Source organism: Polaromonas sp. P1_F4, from assembly GCF_056405675.1.
In genome coordinates this window covers 694,276-716,444 of record NZ_JBFUBP010000001.1, presented here as the reverse complement: position 1 = coordinate 716,444, position 22,169 = coordinate 694,276, and the positions used below count along the sequence as shown (strand labels likewise).

At 64.1% G+C, this 22,169-nt stretch carries 8 protein-coding genes; 3 read left to right on the top strand and 5 right to left on the bottom strand.

The genetic code is table 11. The features are described 5' to 3' along the window. Nucleotides 1-120: 120 nt before the first annotated feature. The 3 genes from AC1DYQ_RS03355 to AC1DYQ_RS03345 form a co-directional block, all read right to left on the bottom strand. A complete protein-coding gene (locus AC1DYQ_RS03355; RefSeq protein WP_477685562.1) occupies nt 121-1,806 on the bottom strand; it encodes a ShlB/FhaC/HecB family hemolysin secretion/activation protein in 1,686 nt (561 codons plus the stop codon). Between the two features lie 519 nt (nt 1,807-2,325). Continuing rightward, nucleotides 2,326-2,616 carry a hypothetical protein gene (locus AC1DYQ_RS03350; RefSeq protein WP_477685561.1) on the bottom strand — a complete coding sequence of 97 codons (291 nt, stop codon included), beginning with the start codon at nt 2,614-2,616 and terminating at the stop codon, nt 2,326-2,328. A gap of 114 nt (nt 2,617-2,730) precedes the next feature. Next, nucleotides 2,731-7,887 (bottom strand): two-partner secretion domain-containing protein, encoded by a 5,157-nt coding sequence (locus tag AC1DYQ_RS03345; protein WP_477685560.1) that lies wholly within the window; start codon nt 7,885-7,887, stop codon nt 2,731-2,733. A 392-nt stretch (nt 7,888-8,279) separates the two neighbouring features. Between AC1DYQ_RS03345 and AC1DYQ_RS03340 the strand changes: the two genes are divergently transcribed. Further along, nucleotides 8,280-8,975, top strand: a complete 696-nt coding sequence (locus AC1DYQ_RS03340) for a response regulator (protein ID WP_477685559.1) — start codon at nt 8,280-8,282, stop codon at nt 8,973-8,975. 54 nt (nt 8,976-9,029) lie between these two features. Then, entirely contained in the window at nt 9,030-10,961 is a 1,932-nt protein-coding gene (locus AC1DYQ_RS03335) for a sensor histidine kinase (RefSeq protein ID WP_477685558.1), read from the top strand. A gap of 180 nt (nt 10,962-11,141) precedes the next feature. Here AC1DYQ_RS03335 and AC1DYQ_RS03330 read toward each other — a convergent pair whose 3' ends face one another. After that, a complete protein-coding gene (locus tag AC1DYQ_RS03330; protein WP_477685557.1) occupies nt 11,142-18,293 on the bottom strand; it encodes a two-partner secretion domain-containing protein in 7,152 nt (2,383 codons plus the stop codon). A 503-nt stretch (nt 18,294-18,796) separates the two neighbouring features. Continuing rightward, nucleotides 18,797-21,349, bottom strand: coding sequence for a two-partner secretion domain-containing protein (locus AC1DYQ_RS03325; protein WP_477685556.1), 2,553 nt, complete (start codon nt 21,347-21,349; stop codon nt 18,797-18,799). Between the two features lie 319 nt (nt 21,350-21,668). Here AC1DYQ_RS03325 and AC1DYQ_RS03320 point away from each other — a divergent pair, with 319 nt between their 5' ends. Continuing rightward, a complete protein-coding gene (locus tag AC1DYQ_RS03320) occupies nt 21,669-22,163 on the top strand; it encodes a hypothetical protein (protein ID WP_477685555.1) in 495 nt (164 codons plus the stop codon). Nucleotides 22,164-22,169: the final 6 nt, after the last annotated feature.

The window sequence follows — 22,169 nt, the reverse complement described above, 5'->3', positions numbered from 1 at the left end:
AAGGCAGTGCTTCAAATTTGCTATGTTTTTGATAGCTGCTTGCGCCCGTCCCTGTTGGCCAAACACCCGATTTACTTCGGAGATTTGAGAGCCGCCGGCAAGCCTCAGATACCTGGCCCGTCAGAACGCCATGGACGCCTGCAGCCACAGCGTGGGCCGCTTGGCCGACGAGGCCGGGATGGAAGTCGGCAGTCCGCCGTCGGTGCGCCAGGCCAGCGAAGAACGCAGCTGCACACCCGCCAGGCTGGCATTCAGGCCAAAGCCCGCGCCGGCCAGCTGGCGGCTGTTGGAGGCCGCCGCGCCGAAAGGGTTGCGGTTGATGGTGACCTTGCCCCAGTCATAGAACACGGTGGCCTGCACATTGGTCATCAGGGTGTGGCGCAACTCGACTGTGCCGCGATAGCCCTCGTCGCCGCCAGCCTCACCCTGCGGATAGGCGCGCACCCCGTTGACGCCGCCCAATGAGAACTTCTCGGATGAATCCAGGTTTTTGCTGGCCAGTTGGCCCGTCACTGACACGGCCAGGAAGGTGCTGTCGGTAAAGCGCTGCAAGCGACTGGCGCCATAAGAAACACGGGTGTAGCTGCCATTGGACTGTGCCGAGGCCGCGTCAATGGCCAATGCGGTGGGCGAGTTGATGCGCAGGTTGCCCATCGCTACCGACAGGTCCAGGCCGGTGATGCCCCCGCCGCCCAGGGCATCCTGCAGGTTGCCTGAAAGGCCAAAGGTGGTGACCAGGACTTTCTTGGGTGTGAAGGTAGAGGTCGCGTCTACATAGTCTTTGAGCTGCTTGTCTTCCACCGACACTGTGCCGTTCAGGTTTTTAAGCTGGCTGCGGATGAAGGGGTAAGCGGCAAACAGGCTGGCAGAGGTGGCCGTGCCATGGGCCTGCAGGGTTTCAAACTCCTGGCCCAGCTTGTAGCGGGTGTCGAAGTAGGCGGCGCCTACCTTGAGGCCGTCGCTGCCCACAGGCAACTGGTAGGCCAATCGCGTGAAGCTGAGGTTGCGGCCGCTGGTCAGTGCATTGACGGTGAGCTGGTCACCGATCTTCAGCGGGCTGACGAGGTTGAACGTACCGGCCACGCGGTATTCGCCGGTGTAGCGGCTGCCGTAGTTGTCGACCACGACATTGCCGCTGTAGGGCTTGGCCGGGTTGACCTCAATCAGCAGCTCGGACGTCCCCACGCTGGCGCCGGGCTGCAGCGTGGCGCGCGAGGTGCTGACGCCGGGCGTGTCCTGCAGCAGCAACAGGCCGCGGTCAATCTGGTCGGACTTGATGACGTCGCCGTCCTTGACCTGGCCAAGGTAGGCCTGCGCGCGCTCGTCACTCAGCAGCGACTGGTTGTTGATCTTGTGGCTGGAGATGCGGCCTTCGATCACGCTGATGGTGACAGCGCCATCGGTGATGTCCTGCGCGGGCAAATAAGCGCGGGCCACGGCAAAACCCTGGCTGCGGTAGTAGGCGGTGATGCGGCGGGCGGCGGCGTTCAGCTGGCTCAGCGAGCGCTCCGCGCCTATGAGGCCGGCCACCAGGGGCTGAAGTTCGCTGGACGGGATTTCCTGGTTGCCGGTGATGGTGATGGATTTCACGAGCACCCTCGCCTCGCCCTTCTGGCTGGGGTCGGCTGACTCTTCGATGCGCTGCAGCGGAACGCTCTGTGGCGGCGGCAAGGCGGGCGCCTGCTGCAGGTCGCGCAGCACCTGGCCGGCGTCAGGGGCTGGGGCAGTCTGCGCCCAGGCGCCGGTATGCAAAGCTACCAACAGGGCTGAAGCCAGCGCGGAAAGGGGTAACGAATTCTGTTTCATTTTTTCGCTCTACTTTTCTTAATGCTCATCCAACACAAGCCACTGCTCCTTCATGGCAGCTGACCATCCATACACCCCATCGCCCCCCCGGGCCATGGCTTCGATGCCCCGGGCGACATCCTGCAATTGTGTGTACCCGACTCTCATGCAGCCATACTGCGGATGCAATACGTCCAGCGTGACCGCTCCGGCAATGTCGCAGAGACAGCTCATCCTGTATGTCCCCATTTTTAGGGACATGAAACCAATCGTAACTATATCTGCCGGTTTTGCCTGTAGCACAAATGCGCTATGAGGCCCACCCTAATCCGTCGCCCAACGGCGCCCCAATTGATGTAAGCGCTCAGCCCAACCAGGGATTCCCTGCAGGCTCCGAAATGGCCAGGCCGCGCGTCCAGCTCGCCATCGTGGGGGATGACTTGGTTTTCGCGGAGTCATTGCTACATTTTTAATAGCTGCTTGCGCCCGCCCATAAATGGCTACAGCCCGACTGAGCTAATGAAGAGCCATGAAAATGGTTTATTCACAAGTGGCACGGCTAACGCTTTTGGGCATCAATAAACCGCAGCTGACGATACTGACCAGCGAGTTCAACAGCCTGGCGTTGCCGCTGTCACCGCTGTTGCCGTTACTGCCGTTACTGCCGTTGCCATTCCCGCCCGCCTCATCGTCGCGGTTGTCGGGCTCAATGAAGCTGGCGGGGCCGCTGTTGACCGTCTCGCGGCTGGTTTGGTAGACGGTTTGCAGCGCGATCCTGTACTGCACTGTGTCTGGCGTGCCGGGCGTAGTACTGCCTGTACTGGCAGTCACCAAAGGCAAGCCAGTGGCCAGCAAGGTCACCACACCCGTGCAGGCTGCCTGCGCAGAGTCTCACCGCAGGCCCACCAGGGCCTCGCCTACCCCGCCTCCTCCCCAAGCTGCCGCCTATTCGCCTCTGTCCTGGCGGGCTGCCTCTGCGGCGGCATTCAACGCCTTCATGCGCGCGCCATCATCCAGTATGTTGAACGGATCGTCGTCCACCGCGCTCGATATGCTGCCTGTGCCATCTCCATTGGCGCTATCGGCGCCACCCGTGACGCCACCCATGGCATTGCCCGTGCCGGCAATGGTGTTGAGCGCGGTCACATAAGGCCCATCCAGCGCTGCCGTCACGCCGAAAAGGGATGCAGGCAAAGGCGGCGTACCGGTCATCGTCAGCGTGCCGTTGGTATAGACGACGTTGTAACCCAGGGCCGATGCCAGCGTGCCCTGCGTGATGGCATGTGTGGGGCTGGTCGTGGCAGCGCCTGTGGGCGCCGACAGCGCTCCGCTCAGCGCGCTGGTTGCGGTGTCGCCCGCCACCAGGCCCGTGCCCACGGTGTATGTAAGAGCCGGGTCGGCCCCGCCGTACGCCTTGCTCTGGTTGTCACCGCTTACGTTGAGCGTCGGCACAACGCTGTAGACAAAGCGGTTACCGGTGAGAGAAGTCATCGACGCATCGGTGGGCGCGTTGGCCGCATAGGTGCGGCCAAAGGCGTTGCCTGTGGAAACCATGCCGCCCAGGTTACTGGCAACAGGACTGGTCGAATAGACGAGGAAGCGGCCCGCGCCTGGGTTGAGCGCACCGCCGCCGGCGTTGTTCACAAAGTTGCGCCCGGCGGCCAGCACCAGCGAGTCATTGGCCGCGCTGCCGGAGGTGACGCTGTTGTTCAAGGTGAGGTCGCTGGCCGCCCCTGTGGTGCGCACCAGCACCTTGCCGGTGCCCGTCAGGCCTGCCGTGTTGACGGTGCCCACCGTCAACGCACCGGCCTGCGCGTAGGCCACATCGCCTGTGTTGCCGGCCAGCGTCGTGACCGCATTGCCTGCATTGTTGAGGGTGTGCGTGCCCGTGCCCAGCAGCTCCAGGCCGGTGGCCGTGATGCCCGCGGTTTGTGTGCTGGTACCGGCGGTGCTCAGCGTGAGTTCGCTGGCCGTCAGCGCGCCGTTGATGGCGATGTTGCCACCGGTCGTGATCAGCTTGAACTTGTCCTGCGCATTGCCGAAGGCGTTGTCGACCGTGATGCCGGCCGCGGATGACACGCTGACTGTCTGCGCAGACCCGGCGTTAGTGCTGATGGCGAGATTGCTGGTACTCAGCGCATTGGCGGCAGTGAGGCTGATGTCGCCCGCAGCGCCAGGTTCTGTGGTCGCCAGCGTTTGCAGGCCGGTCACATTGGTGCCCAGCGTGATGCTTTCCCGTGCGGTCGCGTTAAGCGTGGTGCTGGTGATGTTGTTGGCCGCGCCATTGGCGTCAAGGATGGCTCCGAGCGAGGAGCTGAGAGTGACCGAGCTGCCGGACACCGTCTTGACCGCCAGGGCGAAGGCAGCGGTGACGTTCACCGCGCCCGTTGCACTGACGTTTTCCAGGGTGCCGCCGTTGGCCAGGTCCAGGTTGACCTGTGAACCGGCGCCGCTCGCCACCGCAACGACCGGGCCGGTCGTGTAAATGGTGATGGGGCGGGCGGTGCTGGCGCCTATGCTGCCGTTGCCCGCCTCCAGGTAGACCGAGCCACCCGAGAGGGGATTGATGTTGGTCTGGACAGTTTGCGTACTGATGCCGCCCGTGGCCACCATGCTGAAGCCGGCGGTGCCCGCAGTCGTACCCGTGGCGTTGCTCAAAAAAGGCATGTAGGAGCCCACCATCAAGATATTGCCCGTGTTGGCGATATCGACGCGGCCGGCGCTGTTGAAGCTGCCCTGGAAGCTGGCGGTGGCGGCGGTGTTGCGAAGGGTGATGTCGCCCGATGTACTGTTGTTAAGTCTGCCGAAATTCTGGATCTGGTTGCCTGCGTTGGCCAGCGTCATGCCCCCGAAACTGGTGGCCTGCAAGGTGTTCGCGACGATGGCCTGGGTTTGCGACAGCGCGCCGCGGCTTAGCAGCGCAACAAGACCGGTGCCGGACTGGGTGATGCCGGCCGTTCCGTCCACCGTCCCCACCGACAAGGCAGAGTAGGAGCTAACCTCGAAATTGTTCGTTCCGTAGGCGCGACCGCTGACCTGGCTGATCTGGTTGAGTGAGTTGTCCAGGATGACGGTTTGTGCATCGGCCTTCAGGTTGGCAACCGTGAATGCCGCTGTTTGCGAGATGCCCGAACCTGCAGCGTTGCTGTTTATCAGGCTCAAGCTGGGTGCGCTGGCCAGGTTGATCGCGCCGCCGGTGTTGCCGATGACTATGCCGCCTGTATTGGAAGTGCTGCCGATCGCGATCACCGACGCGGTGATCCGGTTAAGCTCGGCGTTGCTCAGGTTCATGGCGGCGGTTTCTGATGCGCCGCCGAGTGTGATCGGCTGGTTGGCGCTGAAGATGTCCGTGTTGACCAGCACCTTGCCCGCGCCCGCGTTGACGGCGGAGCCGATGTTGATGCGGTCGCCCAGCAGCGTGATCGCACCGCCTCCGCTGGTGATGCTGGCGCCGTCGATGTTCAGGGCGTAGCTGCCGGCCGGCGCAATTGCACCCGTAGGAAAATTCATTCCGCGCAGCGTCATGGCCGCCGTGTTGGAGTTGATGCTGCCGCCGGTCAGGCTCACGGCATGACCCCCGCCCATAGAGCTTGTCCCACCGAGGTTGCCGATCATGGTGATCTCGCCGGTCGAGTTGATGCTGCCGCCCACCATGGAGATGCCGGTAATGTTCGCCGTTCCCCCGTTCGAACTACTGAACAAACCCGTACTGTTAAAACCAAGCCTGCCCGCGACGATGTCTGCGCCGGCATCGATGAGGACGCCGGAGCCGCTGATCCCGGCAGCATTTAACGAGGACGATCCGTCCAGCGTGATGCTGCGCAAGGTGCCGGACTGCACTTTTCCTCTTGCTATCAGGCCCTTGACCTCGGTGGCGGCACTACTGACACCGGCCCGGCCGGTAGCGGTGATATAGCCGCCGGTGCTGGATACCTCCGAGCCGGTGCCGAGTTCCACGCCGGCAGTACCTGCCAGGGAAAACAACCCTGTACGCCCGGTGATGTCGATATTGCCCGCACCTGTGATCCTGGCCAGAGAATCCAGCCGTACGCCGCGGGCCACCTGAGCGATGACCCCGGTCATGCCTACGTCACCGGCGATGGTGACGGTGCCGGTGCCGCCGGTCACGCTGGAATTGGTGACGACCACGCCGCCCGAAGAGCCGCCCGTGGCGCTGCCACCGCCATTCACCAGTCTGCCGGTGATGTTTATCGTTCCGCCCCCGCTGACGCCGATGTTGGTTTGCGTGGCGCCTTCATTGACGAGCTCGAGCGCGTGGTGGCTCGTCCTGGCACCCGACGCTTCGACGGTGATGTTTCCGGTGCTTGCCACGCTGGTGCCCGCCAGCTTCACGGCGCTATCGGCGCTGTTGATGTTGGCATTGCCGCTGGTAAGCGTGGAGCGGTCCAACAGCACGCCATACTGCGACTGGTCTGTCGTGGTGCCGTTGATGGTGAGGGCGCCGGTGCCGGCGTTCAGGGTGCTTTGGGACACCCGCACGCCCGAACTCCCGGCCTGGCCCGCGCCGGTCAGCGTGATCGCGCCTCCGCTGGTCTGCAGGACCGTGTTGCTGATATCCAGCGCGCCGGCGGAGTTGAGATTGATCGTGCCGGCGCCGCCGGTCGCGGAGATGGCGGAGGTCTTGATAGCCTGGGTGGCCGCCGCTGTGGTCACGCTCGCCGAGCCCCCGCCGGAAACCTTGAACGCCAGGCCGGCGCCGTGCGTGCTGCCCGTGAGGTCGATGCCGGTACCGGTGGGACCGGTGGTTCTGATGGTGAGATTGAGGCCACTGAGGAGCTCTACATCGGCATTGCCGAAAGTGCCCGTGACGTTGATCGAATCCGTGGCCTCAATAACCACGTCAGAACCCATCGCTTCAATCGTGTCCTCGTAAATGGTGTCGGCGGCCCCGCCTGTGCCGCCCGCGATGGTCATCGTGGCCGGGTCGAGCAGCCAGGTGCCGGTCTTGCCTCGCGGCGCCAGCGTGTTCACCCTGAAGCCCGGCAGGATTTTGAAGTGCGCGGCGCTTGTCTCGATAAAGCCGCCGTCACCGCCATCCGGGGCGCTGGCATCCAGCGTACCGCCCATGTTGACCATGCCGTGCTCCATATCGCCGATCAGCATGATGCGGCCGGCCTTGTTGGCAATCGTCTTCGCTTCAATGACGCCGGTGTTGTTGACGGTGCCCGTGGTGAGACTGTCGAGCGCTTTCGCGCCCAGCAGCACCTGGCCGCCGTCGGCCTTGATGAGCTGTTTGTTCTCGGCCAGTGCGTTGATCGCGCCCTGATCGATGCTGTAGCCGAGCAGGCTCCCGTTGTCCAGGTTCAAGGTGACTTTGTTGCCCGCAGCCAGAAGCGCCGTGCCAAGGCTTGCGGTCATCACGCCTTCGTTGCGCACTTCCGGTGCCAGCAACGCCAGGTAGCCGCCGGGAGCCGCCGTCAAGGTGCCCTGGTTGACCACAGAGCCGCTGCTGCCGTTGCTGCTGAAGACGTGGTTCCCCGCCATGAAGTCGGCATTGCTCATGCTCAAGGTAGAAGCCACCAGTCCGCCGACGTTGACCTGTGAGCCGGCACCAAACAACACCCCGTTGGGATTAAGAATGAAGACCTGGCCATTGGCAGTCAGGCTGCCGAGCAGCTCGCTGGGGCTGGCGCCGGTGATGCGGTTCAGTGCAATCGCTGAGGCATTGGGCTGGTTGAATCGCAGCGCCTCGTTGGCCGCAGTAGACAAACTGGTCCAGTCGATGGCCAGGCGCTGGCTGGCCTGGTTGATGGTGGTGGTGTTGCCTAGCGTGGAGACACTGCCGCTACCCGCCGACACACTGGCATTGGCTGCATCGGCCGCATGCGCTTCATGTGTGAGCACCGCCAGGGAGGTAAGCAACACCAGCGCCGCGCGGCAGGCCGTATTGAGCCTGAAGTCCGCGCCACCGCCATCGACGCCATGGCCTCCTTCCGCCTGCACGTCATCCCACTGCACGCTGCCGCGCGCCGAGCCACCCTTGCTTCTGCCCTTGGCATTTTCCGCCACGGCCACCCACAGATTCAGGGCGGCGTTCCAGACGAGGCGGTAAATACGGTTCATGCTGGCGTGGCTTTTCATGGAAGCTTTCGTTGGCGGGTGGAACTTGCAGCGAGCCAGGTTGCCCGCCAATCAGTCGGGCCAGCGCCCCGGATGTTGTGGAACGCCTTGCCCGACTGGCCGTCATCGTACGAATCACGAAAGCCGCTGTCTGTAGCGCATATGCGCTACGCCAGATACCTTCAGGGGCCCCGTTCTAGAGACGAAATCGGGTTGCAGACCAACAAAAATGGGCGCGAACAGCTATCAAAAATATAGCAAACCGGTCGGCCGGGTGGCATGATGATCGGCACCGGCGGGCAGCGAACAGGCCCTGCCGGTGACCAGACACCCGTTACCGGCCTGCACGTAGAACAAACGAGCTACACAAATAGCGAGTCGTGCGCCCGAAACCGTCGCAAAATGTCTGCCTGATGAATGCACCTCCCGCTGAACAAGACCTGCCCGTGATCCATGTCGCCATCGTCGAGGACGATCCGGGCTTTCGCGGAGCGCTGAGCCGCGTGGTGCAAGGCGCTTCTGACATGCGCCTGGTGGGCGCGGCGGGCACCCGTGCCGAAGGCTTGCAGATGCTGAAGCAGCCGCCGGCCGATGTGCTGCTGGTTGATTTAGGCCTGCCCGATGGCTCGGGCATCGACGTGATCCGCGCGGCTTCCCGACAGTGGCCGGCCTGCAGCATCATGGTGAGCACCAATTTTGGCGACGAGACGCACGTGATGCAGTCGATCGAGTCCGGCGCCGCCGGCTACCTGCTGAAAGACAGCTCACCGCTGAAGATGGCGGCAGAGATTCGCAGCCTGGCCAGCGGCGGCAGCCCGATCAGCCCCATCATCGCCCGGCAGGTGCTGGCGCGCTTTCGCCGCAGCACCGCAGCTGGCGCCGGCACGACGCCCGCCGATATCGACGCGTCATCGCTGCTGTCGGCACGTGAAAAAGAAGTGCTGGACTACATCACCAAAGGCTTCACTGCGGTGGAAATCGCCAGGTTGATGGAGTTGTCGCACTTCACGGTGCGCACTTTTGTGCGGCGCATCTACAGCAAACTCAAGGTGACCTCCAAGGCTGAAGCGATCTACGAAGCCAGGAACCAGGGCATTTTGGCGCAGTAGTTGCCCGCGCGAATGCCTTTTCATCACCACCGCCTCCTGCGTTTTTCGCCCCGCATGGCCGTAGCGCTGCTGGCAGCGGCTGCGGTGCTGACGGGTCTTGTCGCCTGTGACTCTGCGGGCACCCGCGCGGATGGTTCCCCAAGCGCGGCGGCCCTGCATCTCACCCAGGCTGACTGGCAGGTGCAAACCGATGCGGGCTTCACCTCGCCACCGCTCACCCTCGACGGCCAAATCCTGCTGGACCGCTGGCAACCCGTTACGCTGCCGCATGCCCTGCCCATAGCGTTGCTGGGACAGGCCCGGGCTGCAGCATCCGCCGGCGTGGCCCCCGTCACACGCACCAGCTGGTTTCGATTGACCGTGCCGCAGGCCCCGGCATCGTCCACGCCACTGGCGCTGTATGCGGCCCGCGTGCGCACCGACGGCACCCTCGCGGTGTATGCCGACGGTCACCTGGTACACACCGCACAGCAGCAAGGTCCGTTATGGAACAGCCCGCACACGCCGCTGTGGGTGCTGCTGGAGAAATCAGCCGATGGCCGGCCGCCGCACGAGATCACGCTGCGCATCGAGCACACGGCTGCGACGCAGGTGGCGCTGTCATCACTGTGGCTGGGCCCGGTGGATGCCATCAGCTGGCGCTACCACGGCCGCCAATGGCTGCAGCAGGAATTGCCGGGGATGTTCAGCTCGGCTTTCCTCGCGGTCGGCATCTTCGCCTTGCTGGTGTGGTTGCGGCGCCGGCATGAGCCGGGCTATCTGCTGTTTTTTGTGCTGGCGGCCATGTCCTTCATGCGGGGCCTGCATTTTTATGTGAGCTTCCCGATTGCCAATGACTGGTTTGCCTGGTTCACCGTCAACTCGCTGTTCTGGCTGGTCACGGTGGTGCACTTTTCAATCGGCCTGCTGCACCGGCGCCAGCAACTGTGGCTGACGCGGGCACTGATCACCGCGTCCGTGCTGATGGCCCTGCTGACCCTGCCCCTGTGGTCGGCCCTGCCCAACACGCCGAGGACCACACCAGTGCTGTATGTGGTGGCCGCACTGATGGGCGTGAGCGTCAGCGCGGCGGGCGTCATCAACGCCTGGGGGCGCTCTCGCAGCGCCATGGTGGTGGCCATCGGGACGGTGCTGGCCACGCTCTTTAGCGCGACCGACTGGCTGGTACAGAACAATTTCATCAGCCCCGAAAACTGGTATCTGGGCCCGCATACCAACGCGATCACCTTCAGCGTCTTCGGTTACGTGATGTACCGCCGTTACACCGGCGCCATTGCGGAAGTCGAGCAGGTCAACGCCAGCCTGGCCGAGCGCCTGCGGGCACGCGAAGCCGAACTTGAAGCCAGCCACCGCAGCCTGCGCGAGATTGCCCAGCAGCAGATGCTGAGCGATGAACGCCAGCGCATGATGCAGGACATGCACGACGGCTTGGGCTCGACGCTGATCAGCGCCATCCGCTCCATCGAAGGCGGCGGCATGAGCGACGAACGCGTGACGCAGACCCTCAAGGACTGTATGGACGACCTGAAGCTCGCCATCGACTCGATGGAGCCGGTGGAGGCCGACCTGTTGCTGCTGCTGGCCACACTGCGTTTCCGGCTCGAACCCCGGCTGGAAGGCACCGGCGTCACGCTGCTGTGGGAAGTGCAGGTACTCCCCACGCTGGACTGGCTGAACCCTTCCAGCGCGCTGCACATCCTGCGCATCATCCAGGAAAGCGTGGCCAACATCCTGCGCCATACGCATGCGACCGAGATCCGCTTTAGCACTGCCATCGAAGGCGCCGGGGTGCAGGTCATCATCGAAGACAACGGCCAGGGCTTTGATGTCGACCAAGCCTTTGGCGACGCCGCGGGGAAAGGCCTGCAAAACCAGCGGCGCCGCGCGCAAACCATTGACGGCACGGTCAACTGGCAATCGGGGCCGGCGGGCACGCGCTTTACCTTGTGGCTTCCATTGGCCCCCACAGTCACTCACTCCGTGTAGTTCCTTGCCCCCCGAGGGGGCCGCCCGCCTGTGGCCCGGCAAAGCCGGTTCCACGGCTCATGCTGGTTGAAGAGTTCTGTGCGCACAAACGGGGGCCGCGGGACTGGCTTTGCCAGACCGCAGGCGCCGCCCCCTGAGGGGGGAACAGGCTACACGAAGTGAGGCTGGACGGGGGTGGGCTTATTCCTCGTTCGTGTTTCCGGCTTCGGCAGCGGCAGCTTTCAGGGCGTCACTGGGGTCTGCACCACCTCCCTGCGCGCCGCCACCGTCACCTGAAGCGCCAAGGCTCGCGATGTTCCGTAGCGCGCTCAGATAAGCGTCGCTTGCCGGGCTGCCGCCTGGCACTACCGGCACCGGTACAGGCGCTGCTACCGGGTTGATGGTCAGCACGCCGTCGACATAGGCCAGCGCGTAATTGCCGGCACTGTAGCCGCCGGGCGTAATGGCGTAGCTGCCCACAGCGCTCGCGCCTTGCGAACTGCCGCCGTAGGTCAGCGCGCCGCCCAGCACGGCAGCCGTTTCGCCGCCCACAAAGCCGCTGAAACTCACGCCGTTTCCGCCGGTATAGGCTGCGGCGCCCACGGTCCGGTTGTCATTGTTGGCCGTGACGCTCAGGTTGGCCTTGTTGATGTCGGCCGTCGCCGTGACGGGCGCCGCCGCCAGCTGGTAGTTGCTGGCCAGGCCGCCCGCGCCGTTGGCCAGGCCGTAGGTGGCGGTCACGGTCTTGCCGTTGGCGGCATTCGCGTCGGAGAAGCTGGCACCCGTGGAATTCAGGGTCAATAGCTCGCCGTAGGCCAGGCCCGTCAGGGTGCCGACGTTGCCCAGGATCGCTGTTGCGCTGCCATCGTAGGTTTTGTTGTTGGCCGCCATGCCCGTCACGCTCACCGTGGCTTTGCCCACCGTCAGGGTGCCGTTGGTGTACGCAATGCCGTAGCCCAGGGCTGAAGCCAGCGTGCCCTGGGTGATGGCGTGCGTGCCTGCGGAGGCCGCGGAACCCGTCGGCGCTGCCAGCACGCCGGCCAGCGCGGTTGCAGCCGTGTCGCCGGCCACGAGCCCGGAATTCAGCGTGTACGTCAGGCCCGGGTCGGCCGCGCCATAGACCTTGGCCTGGTTGTCACCCGTGATGGTGAGCACCGGCGTCACGCTGTACACCATGCGGTTGCCGCTGAGCGAAGTCATGGAGGCATCGGTGGGCGCATTGGCCGCATAAGTGCGGCTGAAGGCGTTGCCTGTAGAGGCCAAGCCGCCCATGGTGTTGGCCGTCGGGTCGGTCGAATACACCAGGAAGCGGCCCGCGCCCGGGTTCAGCGGTGTTGCGCCGGCGTTGTTGATGAAGTTGCGACCGGCAGCCAGCACCAGCGAATCATTCGCCGCGCTGCCTGAGGTGACCGCATTGTTCAGCGTGATGTCGCCCGCAGCGCCAGTCGCACGCACCAGCACCTTGCCGCTGGCAGTCAGCCCTGCCGTGTTGACGGTGCCAATGGCCAGCGCACCGGCCTGCGAGTAGTCGACGTTGCCGGTATTGCCTGCCAGCGTCGTCACCGCGTTGCCTGCATTGTTCAGCGTATGGCTGCCGGTGCCCAGCAGTTCCAGGCCTGTGGCAGTGATCGCCGCGCTCTGGGTGCTGGTACCGGCGGTGTTCAGCGTGAGTTCGCTGGCCGTCAGCGCGCCGTTGACGGCGATGTTGCCGCCGGTCGTGATCAGCTTGAGCTTGTCCTGGCTATTGCCGAAGGCGCTGCCCACCGTGATGCCGGCATTCGAAGCCAGGCTGACCGTTTGGGCGGAACCTGCGTTGGTGCTCACGCTGAAGTTGCTGGTGTCGATGGCATTGGCGGCGGTGATGGTGATGTCGCCGGCTGCGCCCGTGGTGCCCAGCACCTGCGCACCGCTCACGTTGGTGCCCAGCGTGATGCCGTTTTGTGAGGAAGCAGTCAGAGACGTCCCACTGATGTTATTCGCCGCGCCGTTGGCGTCGGTGATGGCGCCGGCTGCGGCGCTGAGGCTGACCGAGCTGCTTGACACCGTCTTGACCGCCAGGCTGCCGGTCGTGGCCGTGACATTCACGCTGCCCGCCGCGAAGATGTTCTCCAGCGTTCCGCCGTTCGCCAGGCTCAGGTTGACTTGCGAGGCGCCGCCTGCCGCCACCGCAGTGACGGACGCAGCGGAAATACCCACCGCGCCGGCGGGGTTGGTGCCCACGCTGCCTGCGCCGCCGTCGAGGTAGACCGAGCCGCCCGCAGAATTGCTGATGTGCGGAAACGCGCCGCTGGCCACAATGCCCTGCGAGCCTTTGATGCGCACCGCCGCTGTGCCGGCGGAAGTACCCGCGGCCGTGCCACTGCTGGTGATGCCGCTTGACGCCAGCGTGACCGTACCGATGTTGTCGACGTCAATGCGGCCCGTACCGGTATTGGTGAGGGACGTGAGTGTGGTGTTGATGCCGTTGCGCAGCACGATGTCGCCCGCGCCGCTATTGGTCGCCGTAAAAGCGCCGATCTGGTTGGCAGCCAGGTTGAGATTGATGCCACCCACACCGCTGCCGGTGAAGCTGCTGGCCACAATGGCCTGGGTCTGTGCGATGGCGCCGTTCAGGTTGGTCAGCGTGGTGGCGTTGCTGCCCGAGTTGATGCCCGCGTACCCGTCAACCGTGCCCACTGTGAGCGGCGCGGACTTGCTGCTGGTAACGGCGAATGCTCCGGTGGTAGAGCGTCCGCTGATTTCATCGATCTGGTTGCCGGCGTTGGTCAGGGTCACGGAGGACCCCGCCGCGCGGAGCTTGCCAACGCTGAGTGCGCCCGTCTGGGTGATGCTGCCGGCATTGAGCAGGCTGATGACCGGCAAAGGTCCCGGTGCGGCAGTGATGGCGCCACCAATCTCAATGCCGCCAGTGCTCGTCAGGGTACCGATCTGCAACACCCCCGCCGTGATGAGGTTGATCTCAGAGGTACTCAAATTCAGTGCTACGGCCTCAATACCCCCCACCGATGACGCGAGCTTGATCTCCCGGTTGGGGGTAAAGGGCGCAATCACCACACGGCCGGCCCCTGCATTGACCGTACTGAGAATCTCGACGCGGTCGCCAATAATCTGGATTTCGCCGCCACTGCTGGCGACCGTCGTACCGGCGAGATAGACATCACGGGCAGCCACAGGCGCAGGCGCAGGCACGCCGGAGCCACGCAAAACAATGTTCGCGCCATTTGAGTTGATGGTGCCGCCCTCCATGCGTAAAGCGCCGTTGCCTGAAGCGGAGCCGGCACTCATGGTGCCAGTAATATCTATTGCGCCTGTAGAGCTGATGATGGGGCTGGCAGAGGGACTGGAGGTGACGATGGATGTGCCAATGACGTTGGTGGCAGTCGTTGAAGAGCTGACGCTGCCCAGAATGGTCAACCCACCTGTGCCGGCAAGTAGCTCCGCCGCCCCATCGATCACCACACCGGTGCCAGAGCTGCCGCCCACGGTCGCCGAGCCCGTGAGCGTGATTTTTTTACTCGCACCGGACTGCACCTTGCCACTGACATGCAGGCCGGTGCCAGCAAGGGTGGAAGGATTGTTTAGCGAACCGGTGAGTGCAACGTCTCCACCGGTGCTGGAGACTTCCGCCCCACCGGCCAATTGCAGGCCCTCGCTGTTAATCGACGCACTGCTGCCAACCTGGCCCGTGATGCTGATGTTGCCGGCCCCGGTGACTTTTGTACCCGAGTCCAGGCGCACGCCGCGTGACACCCGCGGCAAACCGGAAGGTACTCCCGCGTCGCCCGTAACAGTGATGGTTCCGCTGCCTGCGGTGATGTTGGAATTGGTGACGACCACGCCGCCCGCCGAGCCGCCGGTGGCGCTGGCGCCGCCGCTCGTCAGGTTGCCGTTGATGGTGATGTTGCCTGTGCCGTTGGTAGTAACGTTCGATTGGGTAGCGCCGTTGTTCACGATCTCCACTGAATGCGTCGCGCTGGCGCCAGCCGCGCCGAGCACGACGTTGCCGCCGGCCGCACTGACCTTGCTGCCCAGCACCTGGATGCTGCCGTTGGTTGCTGCCAGGCTGACGTTGCCGCCCACGACGCTGTTCTGTATGCCATCGCCCTGCCCCAGGTCCGTCACCACCAGCGTGCCCGTGCCGGTGTGCGACAGTGCAATATGGCCGCCGACTGAATTGATGGCGCTCAGGCGCGCCGCATCAATAGCCGCTGCACCGCCGATGCCATTGCCTATGCCGCCTGCTGCCGTCATCATCAGGTCGCCCGTGCGCAGCGTGGCGCCGGTCTGCACGTTGATGGCGCCGCCCGAAGTGACGCTCAAGCTGGTCAACGCGGTGGTAGCGCCCACCGACGCATTGAAATTGGTGGGCCCGGCACTCGTGGTGCTCAGTGCATTCGCGCCATTGACCGTGTTGGCAAATGTGATGCCTCCGCCGGTGCTGACCAGGTTGACGGTTCCGCCAACCGTTACCGCGCTGTTGAAGGTTTGTGCACCGCCCGTCTGCAGCGTACCGCCGAACAGGTTGATGCCGCCGGCCGCCGTCAACGCGAGGCCGCCGCTGAAGGTTTGCGTGCCCAGGTTGATGGCGCCGCCGTCATTGACCAGCGTCAATGTGCCGGAGTAGCTGGGTGTGGTGGGAAAGGCAAAACCGCTGCCGTAACGGAAGGCCATGTCTCTGACGCTGCCGGTGCCGTTCACCGTCACGCCGCCGCCGAAGGTGTTGGCCGAAGTGCCCAGCAACACGTCCTTGCTGGTGCCGTTCAGCGTGAACGTGGAAGCACCCGCCACATTCAATACGCCGGCTTGCGAAATGGAGCCGTCGCTGGAAATCGCCGTCAGGCTGCCCTGCACGGTGGATGGGCCCAGCACCAGGTCGTTCACATCCCGGATGGTCACGGCATTGACGCCGGTATTGTTGAGCCCGACCGCGCCGGTGAAATTGTTGCCCGCGTTGCTCAGGTTTATCGCGCTGGCGCCGCCGTTGATGGTGACTGCACCCGCACCGGCGGCCTGCGTGATAGCGCCTGTCTGGGTGATGTTGTTGCCCGTCAGGCTCAGTGTGCCGCTGCCGACAGACACAGTGCCCAGGGTCAGCGCACCGCCCGCGTTGTTGATCGCAACGTTGTTCACGCCCAGGTTGCTGACGCTGACTGCGCCGTTGAAATTGTTGAGGCCGCTCAAGTTGACGCTACCCGCGCCGGCATTGACGGTCGTCGTGCCGCCCGCGACCAGGACGCCGGCAGTTTGCTGAATGGCCGCATTGCTCGCGGCGAGTGTCAGGTTGCCGGTCGCCGTGAGGTCCCGGTTGATGTTCAGCCCGCTCGTTGCGGTCAGGCTGAGATCTTTGGCGCTCAAGGCGCCGCCCAGAGACATAGAGCCGCCCGACAGGGTCAGGTTGCCTGCGCCGGTGTTCAGGGCACCCAGCGTCGTCAGCGTGCCACCGCCGGCCGCCAGGTTGACGTTCTGGTTGGCACCCGTCAGGGTCAGGGCATTGAGGTTGAGGCTGCCGGTCGCGCTGACGTTCACGTCACGCGCGGCCGTGATGGAAGCGTTGCCGATGGCTGAGGCACTCAAAAAGTCGACCTGACCACCTCCGCCTGTCCCCAGGGCGGTCAGGTTCAGCGTGCCTATGGCATTGGAGAAGCTGTTGATGCGTATTCGGCCATTGCCCGTGTTGCCCGCGGAAGCGGTGAAGCTGCCGCCGGGCGCAGTCATGGTGGCATTGACGGCGCCGGCATTTCCCCGAATGTCGGTACCCGCGTACAGGTCAAAGGAGCTGGCCTGCCAGTCCACGCCGCTATTCATGATCACTTCACCCGTGGTGGCTTTCAGCTTCAAACTGCCGGCAAAGATTTGCCCCAGGCCGTCGGTGCCGCCGATGCTGTCGCCGGCCGTCATGTCCAACGTCCCGCCGCCTATGCCCAGATTCAGGGTTCCCCCGCCGGTAATGTTGCGCGTGGCTTGTGCGGTCAGCCCCCCCGCCGCGCCGCCGGAATATGCCACGTTGGCGTTGAAGTTGATGTCGCGGTGCGCCGTCAAGGTCAAGGTGCTGGGGCTCGCCCAGCTGACTGCGCTGTTGACGTTGATGTCGCCATTGCCAGCCGTGGAACCATCCGTCGCAATGCTCACGTTGCCGGCGTTCAATGCGGCCGACAAGGTGGCCGCACCCATGCCGGAAGTGGTTTGCGCCGCGTTGCCGGCGGCAATGGTGAAGTCCACCGGGTCGATCAACCAGGTGCCGCTTTGGCCATCGGCTGCCTTGGTCGTGACCCGCGTGCCGGCTGCAACGTTCACATTGGCGGCACTGGTCTCAATGAACCCGCCATTGCCGCCATCGGGGGCGCTGGCATCCAGCGTGCCGCCCACATTGACAGTGCCGTGCTCCATGTCGCCCATCAGCAGGATGCGCCCGGCCTTGTTGGCGATGGTCTTCGCTTCAATGACACCAGTGTTGTTAACAGTAGCCGCGGTCAGGTTGTCCATCGCCTTGGCGGACAGCAGCACTTGCCCGCCATTGGCCTGGATCAGGTGTTTGTTCTCGGCCAGGGCGTTGATGGCGCCTTGGTCGATGCTGTAGCCCAGCAAGGAGCCGTTGTCTAAATTCAGGGTGACCTTGTTGCCGGCAGCCAGCAGGGCTGTGCCCAGACTCGCCGTCATCACGCCTTCGTTGCGCACCTCGGGGGCCAGCAAAGCGAGGTAGCCACCGGGGGCGGCGTTGAGCGTGCCCTGGTTGACCACTGCACCGCCTGAGCCTGTGAACACATGGTTGCCAGCCTGAAAGTCAGCATTGCTCATGCTGAGCGTGGAAGCTACCAGCCCACCCACATTGACCTGGCTGCCGGCGCCAAACAGCACGCCGTTGGGATTCAGGATGAACACCTGGCCGTTCGCGGTCAGGCTGCCCAAAAACTCGCTCGGGCTGCTGCCGGTGATGCGGTTCAGCGCTATCGCCTGTGCATTGGGCTGGTTGAATCGCAGCGCCTCGTTGGCTGCCGTGGAAAGCGATGTCCAGTCAATCGCCAGGCGCTGGCTGGCCTGGTTGATGGTGGTGGTGGCGCCGCTGGTGCTGACGCTGCCGCTGCCCACCACCACGGTGGAATTCAGCGCATCGGCAGCATGCACCTGCAAGTTAAAGACGGACATCGCCAGCAGCATGACCACGGCGGCGCGACAACGTGCATGCAGGACAAAAACGAAACCCTCACGGGGGCCGACGGAAGCAACTTCAACACCGCTGCGCCCCGAGCCGCCCCTGCTTCGGCCTTTGGCGGTTTCAGCCACCGCCACCCACAGGCCCAACGCGGCGTTCCAGACCAGGCGATAGATGCGATTGATGCTGGCGTGACTTTTCATGAGAGTCTTTTCGGAAGTCAGAAAATCCGGCTACTGCCTGGACGAGCGGGGTAACTAGGGCCCCGTGAAGGTAACCATAAGTATCCATGAATTGACTGCTGGAAGGCATGGGAGAAACGACTGCCTGTTGCGTTTCAACACCGTCGTATCCGTGCGGCAACACGGCCCCGCCGGCGAAGTCGCTTGCTATGTTTTTAATAGCTGCTTGCGCCCGCTACTATTGCCATTCAGGCACTTTTAGTGCTGAAGAAAGAGCCGAAATTTCCTGAAAAAGCAGTTTTTCGCCATTTTTCCGGCCCCCGTTGGGTTCGTAGATGCCAAAAAAGGCCTTTTTGGCCGATTTTTAAGCATGAAATCAGGCTTTTAGGCAATACAGACGGGCGCAAGCAGCTATTAAAACCATAGCATCCAGAGCTCTACGCACAGCTCTCGACGGCCCGGCCAAGCCGGTTTCGCCGCCCTGCTGGTCTGAAGCCAAGGGAGCCGCTGCATGCGCTTGAGAATTACTCGTCCTCGCCTGTGTTGCCGGCTTCGGCGGCGGCCGTCCTCAGGGCATCGACCTGGGCATCGGGGCTGAGGCCGATGCGGGGGTTCGCGGAGCGGTTCACGCCGGCCAGGTAGATCATCGCGCTGCGGTAGGCCTCGTCGATCAGGAAGTTGCCGCCCGAACCGGCTGACCTGATCGTCAGCGTGCCGCCCGTGATGTCATAGCCTTCCTGGCCCGACCAGGCGAAGTAGCTGCCGGGGTTGGTACCGCTGGCGGCCGTGATGCCCGGCGCCCCGGCGCCCGACTGCTGCGCGCCGTTGTAGGCCACGCTGGTGTCGGACAGTGTGAGCAGCTGCAAAAAGCTGCGCAGCAGCGGGCCCGTCTGGCCCTCGTAAATGCGCCACACGGCTGTTGAGCCGCCCTGCGTGGCGATGTCCCAGCCGGTGAAGGTGGCCGCCTGCATCATCTGTGCGGTGGTCTTGCCGGCACCGCCCGCGCTGGTAGCCTGGCCGGACGTGTTGACGTCCCAATAGCTGTTGTTTGTCACAGCTGTTCCAACCTGTTCGGCCACCAGCCCGCCTGCCATGCCGGTGGCGGTGACGCGGCCAGTGCTGTAGGCGCGCGTGATGATGCCGTCCAGCGAGCTGCCGACCAGTCCACCGACCTTGTCGGCGCCACTCACGGCGCCGCTGGCGTACGCGTCGGTGATGCCGCCCTGGCTGAGTTCGCCCACCAGGCCGCCAACCTCGTCAATGCCCTGCACCGTTGCCGTGCTGTAGACATTGCTGAAGGTAGTGCAGCAGCCCTGCCCTGCGACGGCGCCCACAAAGTCGGCGCCGGTGATGCTGCCGCCCACCAGCCCGAGGTTCTGGATGCTGGTGCTCTGCGTGAGGCCGAACAGGCCCACGAAGTTGTCGCCCGGACGGTTGATGAAGAGATTGCGGATCTTGTGGTTGAGGCCGTCAAAACGCCCCTCGAAAATACCCGGCGCGCCGACGCCACCCAGGGTATCGAAACCCGCGCCGGCGTTCCAGTTCACCGTGTCGCTCGCGTCGATGTCGGCGCCCAGCACGTAGTTGCCGGTGGGATTGCCGTTGATGCCCTGCAGGTCGGTACCGGTGGTGCTGCCTGCCACGCCCAGGCTGGTGATGACTTTGTACGGGTCCGTGACGCCGTCGCTGCCCAGCCGGGTGCTGAAGTTGTCGCCGGCCTGCAAGTTGACCGTTGCCCTGACGTTGTAGGTCGCCGTGTTCCCCGCATTGATGGCGCCCAGCCCGTATTCCAGTGCCAGCTTGCCGTTGGCGTGCTGCGAGGTGATGGACGCGTTGATGTTGATGTTGCGCCAGGCGCTCAAGGTCAGCGTGGTGCCCGCGTTCCAGGTGAAGGCAGCGTTGACGTGGATGTCGCCGTTGTCCGTGCCGCCGGCATTGTTGGTCGCCAGCGCGACGTTGCCCAGGTTGAGGCTGGCGGCCAGCGTGCCCGCGCCTATGCCGCTGCCGGTCAGCGCACCGCTGCCCGCGGCGACGGTGAAGTCGGTCGGGTCTATCAGCCAGGTACCGTGGTGGCTATTGGCCGCCAGCGTGGTGATGACGGTGCCGTCGGCCACCTTCACATGGGCCGCGCTGGTTTCGACAAAGCCGCCGTCGCCACCGTTCGGTGCGCTGGCGTCCAGCGTGCCGCTCACATTGACCGTGCCTGTCGCCATATCACCCATCAGCAGGATACGGCCGGCCTTGTTCTGGATCGTTTTGGCTTCAATGACACCGGTGTTGTTCACCGTGGCGGTGGTCAAGCTGTCCATGGCTTTCGCGGAAAGCAGTACTTGCCCGCCGTTCGCCTGGATCAAGTGTTTGTTCTCGGCCAGCGCGTTAATGGCGCCCTGGTCGATGCTGTAACCCAGCAGGCTGCCGTTGTCGATGTTCAGGGTGACCTTGTTGCCTGCGGCCAGAAGTGCGGTGCCCAGTGATGCCGTCATCACGCCTTCATTGCGTACTTCGGGCGCCAGCAGGGCGAGGTAACCACCCTGCCCAGCGCTCAGCGTGCCCCGATTGACGACCGGGCCGCCCGAACCCGTGAACACATGGTTGCCGGACATGAAGTCGGCATTGCTCATGCCCAAGGTTGAAGCCACCAGGCCGCCCACGTTGACCTGGCTGCCCGCGCCAAACAGCACGCCGTTCGGGTTCAGGATAAACACCTGGCCGTTGGCTGTAAGGCTGCCAAGCAGTTCGCTCGGGCTGCTACCGGTGACGCGGTTCAGCGCAATCGCCGACGCATTGGGCTGGTTAAAGATCAGCGCCTCATTGGCCACCGTAGACAGGCTGGTCCAGTCAATCGCCACGCGCTGGCTGGTCTGGTTGACGGTGGTGGTGTTGCCCACCGTGGCCAGGCTGGCGGCGCCTGCAGACACGCTGGCGTTGGCGGCGTCTGCGGCCTGGGCCTGCTGGGCACCTCCGGCAAGCAAAAGCAATGCGGCGCTGCAGGCAGCGTTGAGTGTGAACCCGCCCGTTGCATTGGCGCCGCGTCGGGCCAGGCGGTAAATGCGTTTGATGCCGGCATGGCTTTTCATCTGTAGCCTTTCGGGACAGGACGGGCGGCGAAGCCCCCAAAGATCTCTCTTTTCCTGCCGGCGATGGCCTGCCATCTGGGGCCACAGGCCCATGCGCCGCGCATGACAAGTGCCATATTACGACGCCCCGGACCGGCGCGATAGCCTGGGTTTCACGCACGGCGCAGCCCTGGGAAGCCCTACTCGCTACAGTTTTGATAGCTGCTCGCGCTCGTCTCCATTGGGCTCAGGGCTTGTTTTTCTTAAGAAATAACACCTGGCGACAAAGGGATGGCTCTGCGCAGGGGAAGCCACCTTGCGGCCTCCTCATAATCACCCCATGACGTTTTCACACAGCTATCCCCATTCCATGGCCAGGAGCCACCCCTTGCGCAAGCTGACGGGTTTGGCCCTTGCCACCTTGTTCTGTGGCCTTGCCGCTGCGCAGACGGCCAAGCCCACACCACCCGCCCCAGCGTCAGTCCCCTCGCCCCAACCTCTCGTGGGCACCTGGAGCTGGACGCTGGCAGGAAAAGCCTGCACCGAAACCTGGCAATACAGCGCCAAGGGCACCCGGCTTAACACCAGCGGCGAAGAAGTCACGCGAGGCGACTACGAAATATCCGCAGCGCCGAGCGCGCAAGGGTTTTACCGGCTCACCGACACCGTGACCGACAGCAATGGCAAGCGGGACTGCTCAGGCGACCTGCACGAAGCGTCGGACCCGCCGGTCGTGCGCTTCATCCAGTTCAGCCCCAAGCAGGACCAGTTCATTGTGTGCAAGGCCGAGTCGTTGCAGGCCTGCTTCGGGCCTTTGAAGCGGATGCCTGGATAGGCCTGA

Coding starts and splice junctions, on each gene's coding strand:
- AC1DYQ_RS03355 (WP_477685562.1), bottom strand. CDS start 1,806: ATGAAACAGAATTCGTTACCCCTTTCCGCGCTGGCTTCAGCCCTGTTG.
- AC1DYQ_RS03345 (WP_477685560.1), bottom strand. CDS start 7,887: ATGAAAAGCCACGCCAGCATGAACCGTATTTACCGCCTCGTCTGGAAC.
- AC1DYQ_RS03340 (WP_477685559.1), top strand. CDS start 8,280: ATGAATGCACCTCCCGCTGAACAAGACCTGCCCGTGATCCATGTCGCC.
- AC1DYQ_RS03335 (WP_477685558.1), top strand. CDS start 9,030: ATGGCCGTAGCGCTGCTGGCAGCGGCTGCGGTGCTGACGGGTCTTGTC.
- AC1DYQ_RS03330 (WP_477685557.1), bottom strand. CDS start 18,293: ATGAAAAGTCACGCCAGCATCAATCGCATCTATCGCCTGGTCTGGAAC.
- AC1DYQ_RS03325 (WP_477685556.1), bottom strand. CDS start 21,349: ATGAAAAGCCATGCCGGCATCAAACGCATTTACCGCCTGGCCCGACGC.
- AC1DYQ_RS03320 (WP_477685555.1), top strand. CDS start 21,669: ATGACGTTTTCACACAGCTATCCCCATTCCATGGCCAGGAGCCACCCC.